Origin of the sequence: uncultured Blautia sp. (assembly GCF_902497045.1) — a bacterium.
Lineage (GTDB): Bacteria > Bacillota > Clostridia > Lachnospirales > Lachnospiraceae > Blautia_A.
Window position 1 is genome coordinate 1 of record NZ_CABVDF010000263.1, and the last position, 3,482, is coordinate 3,482.

3 protein-coding genes and 1 riboswitch are annotated in these 3,482 nt (G+C 41.8%); all 3 genes read left to right on the forward strand.

Annotated elements, in window-relative coordinates; genetic code table 11:
* Positions 1–26: 26 nt before the first annotated feature.
* Positions 27–126, forward strand: a riboswitch (SAM riboswitch).
* 71 nt (positions 127–197) lie between these two features.
* Complete coding sequence (metK, locus tag RDS42_RS13460) at positions 198–1,376, forward strand: methionine adenosyltransferase (protein ID WP_308784104.1); 1,179 nt, start codon at positions 198–200, stop codon at positions 1,374–1,376.
* A 126-nt stretch (positions 1,377–1,502) separates the two neighbouring features.
* Positions 1,503–2,663, forward strand: coding sequence for a HAMP domain-containing sensor histidine kinase (locus RDS42_RS13465; protein ID WP_308784105.1), 1,161 nt, complete (start codon positions 1,503–1,505; stop codon positions 2,661–2,663).
* Positions 2,660–3,349 (forward strand): response regulator transcription factor, encoded by a 690-nt coding sequence (locus RDS42_RS13470; RefSeq protein WP_177296209.1) that lies wholly within the window; start codon positions 2,660–2,662, stop codon positions 3,347–3,349. Before RDS42_RS13465 ends, RDS42_RS13470 begins: the two co-directional genes overlap by 4 nt.
* Positions 3,350–3,482 lie beyond the last annotated feature (133 nt).

Below are 3,482 nucleotides of genomic sequence, written 5' to 3' on the forward strand. Positions count from 1 at the left end.
TTTGTTACAAAATAAATAAAAACGGCCTTTTATTCAGAGTGGTGGAGATACAAAGGATCTGCGAAGCCACGGCAACCCCTCCTTGGAGGAAGGTGCCAACCTGAGCGAGTGATCGAACAATAAGAGGATTGAAAGATAAATTCAGACAGTCCGATTATTCGGGCTGTTTTTTTTGTCAGAAAAGAAAGGAAAATACAATGGAGAAAATTTTATTTACCTCTGAATCAGTAACTGAAGGCCATCCGGATAAAATGTGCGATGCCATTTCCGATGCGATTCTTGATGCGCTTATCGAGCAGGATCCCATGAGCCGTGTGGCTTGTGAGACAGCAACTACTACAGGTCTTGTTCTTGTTATGGGTGAGATCACTACAAATGCTTATGTAGATATCCAGAAAATTGTAAGAGATACAGTCAGAGAGATTGGCTATACCCGCGGTAAATACGGATTTGACGCAGAAACCTGTGCGGTGATCACAGCCATTGATGAGCAGTCTGCAGACATTGCTCTTGGTGTAGATAAAGCGCTGGAGGCAAAAATGGGCGAAGATGAGATCGACGCTATCGGTGCAGGAGACCAGGGAATCCAGTTTGGTTATGCGTCCAACGAAACTGAGGAATATATGCCTTACGCTATTAATATGGCGCATAAGCTTGCACGTCAGCTTACCAAGATCCGTAAAGACGGAACCCTCAGCTACTTAAGACCGGATGGAAAAACCCAGGTAACTGTAGAGTATGATGAGGCAGGTACTCCGATTCGTATTGATGCAGTTGTATGCTCAACTCAGCATGATCCGGAAGTAACGCAGGAGCAGATCCACGAAGATATTAAGAAATATGTATTTGATGCTATCATTCCAGCAGACATGGTAGATGAGAATACGAAGTATTTCATTAATCCTACCGGACGTTTTGTTATTGGAGGACCTCATGGAGACAGCGGTCTTACCGGACGTAAGATCATTGTTGATACATATGGCGGAACAGGACGTCACGGCGGCGGTGCTTTTTCCGGAAAAGACTGCACTAAGGTTGACCGTTCTGCAGCATATGCAGCCCGTTATGTTGCAAAGAATATTGTTGCGGCAGGCCTTGCGGATAAATGTGAGATCCAGCTGTCTTATGCAATTGGTGTGGCTCAGCCTACATCTATTAATGTGGAGACATTCGGAACAGGAAAGCTTTCAGCTACAAAGCTGGTAGAGATCATCCGCGAGAACTTTGACCTTCGCCCGGCCGGAATCATCCGTATGCTTGACTTAAGAAGACCGATTTACAAACAGACAGCAGCTTATGGTCATTTTGGACGTACAGATGTAGATCTTCCGTGGGAAAAACTTGATAAAGTTGAAGATCTGAAGAAATACCTGTAAGATGATTTTATAGAAAATTTAGACATAGAAATCTGACGATGTGATATAATGAACGCACAGGCAGTAAATAATCTGATTTTGCTGCCATGCGTTCTTTTTTTGTTCAATAGAAAAGAGGGATAGGTTATGAAATTACGAACAAGGATCATAGTAGGATTTCTGATGATCATTCTGGTTCCTCTTCTTTTGTCTGCAGCTACACTTCATGGATTTAGAGAATCTCAGAACCGTAATATGGAAAAGAACAGAGCAGCTCAGGAAGCCGCTTCTGATTATGATTACGGAATTACTATTGCTGATTCTGAATCTGATGATGATGGGATCCAGATTATGACAAAGGATCTTTTTGTTTCTGCTTTGGTGATCCTTGTATTTACAGGTCTGTCTGTAGGTTTATGGATATACAGGAGCGTTGCAACTCCTCTTGTGAAGCTTCGCAAAGCAACACAGAATATAAAAGAGGGCAATCTGGACTTTGTTCTGGATGTAGAGGGAACAGACGAATTTTCCGAGCTCTGCCGGGATTTTGAGGAAATGAGGCGAAGACTGAAAGAATCAGCAGAAGAAAAGATCATTCTTGATAAAGAAAATAAGGAACTGATCAGTAATATTTCCCATGATCTGAAAACGCCGATCACTGCGGTAAAAGGATATGTTGAGGGAATTATGGACGGAGTTGCGGATACTCCGGAAAAAATGGATCGTTATGTAAGGACGATCTATAATAAAACAAACGAAATGGATCATCTGATCAATGAGCTTACGTTTTATTCCAAGATCGATACCAACAGGATTCCGTATACTTTCAGTAAACTGAATGTGGAAGATTATTTTTCTGATTGTGCAGAAGAAATCGGGCTGGAACTGGAAACAAGAGGCATACAGCTTTATTATGCAAATTATGTAGACGGGAATGTTCAGGTGATCGCAGATGGAGAGCAGATCCGCCGTGTGATCCATAATATCATAGGCAATGCCATTAAGTATATGGATAAACAGAAAGGTGTGATCCAGATCCGGGTTAAGGATGTAGGGGATTTTGTACAGGTGGAGATCGAGGATAATGGAAAAGGAATTGCTTCCAAGGATCTGGCTTTTATTTTTGACCGTTTTTACCGGACTGATGTGTCCAGAAATTCCTCTAAGGGAGGAAGCGGAATCGGCCTTTCTATCGTACGCAAGATCATGGAGGATCACGGCGGCAAAGTGTGGGCCACCAGCAGGGAAGGAATCGGAACCATTATGTATTTTGTTTTGAGAAAATATCAGGAGGTACCAATGAAATGAGCAAGATACTGATCATTGAAGATGAAGAAGCGATTGCGGATCTTGAGAAAGATTATCTGGAGCTTTCCGGATTTGAAGTGGAAATCGCAAACAGAGGAGATACAGGACTGGAAAAGGCCATGAAGGAAGAATACGATCTGATCATCCTGGATCTGATGCTTCCGGAAGTGGATGGATTTGATATCTGTAAGCAGGTTCGGCAGGAAAAAAATACGCCTATTATTATGGTTTCGGCCAAAAAAGATGATATTGATAAAATTCGGGGACTTGGACTGGGCGCAGACGATTATATGACGAAACCGTTCAGTCCAAGTGAACTGGTTGCTCGTGTAAAAGCGCATATGGAGAGATATAACCGTTTGGTAGGATCCAGTGCTGTAAAGAATGATATTATAGAAATTCGAGGCATCAAGATTGATAAGACGGCAAGACGTGTGTGGGTAAATGGTGAAGAAACAACCTTTACTACTAAGGAATTTGATCTGCTTACATTTCTGGCTGAAAATCCAAATCGTGTATTTACCAAAGATGAGCTGTTCCGGGAGATATGGGCAATGGAATCTGTGGGAGATATTGCGACAGTAACTGTTCATATCAAAAAAATAAGAGAAAAGATTGAGTTCAATACAGCCAAACCTCAGTATATTGAGACTATATGGGGAGTGGGGTATCGGTTTAAGGTGTGAGGATTCTGGATCGGAGAGATTATCTCCGGTCCATTTTTCGTTATATTCATCTGACTCTTATTACAAAAGAAGATAATTTGATTTGTATTGTTTTGGCGCGTTTCCACTTATTTACCAAATAAAAACAGGATAA

Excerpts from the sequence above, each read along its gene's own strand:
- RDS42_RS13465 (WP_308784105.1), top strand. The coding sequence starts at position 1,503 with ATGAAATTACGAACAAGGATCATAGTAGGATTTCTGATGATCATTCTG.
- metK (WP_308784104.1), top strand. The coding sequence starts at position 198 with ATGGAGAAAATTTTATTTACCTCTGAATCAGTAACTGAAGGCCATCCG.
- RDS42_RS13470 (WP_177296209.1), top strand. The coding sequence starts at position 2,660 with ATGAGCAAGATACTGATCATTGAAGATGAAGAAGCGATTGCGGATCTT.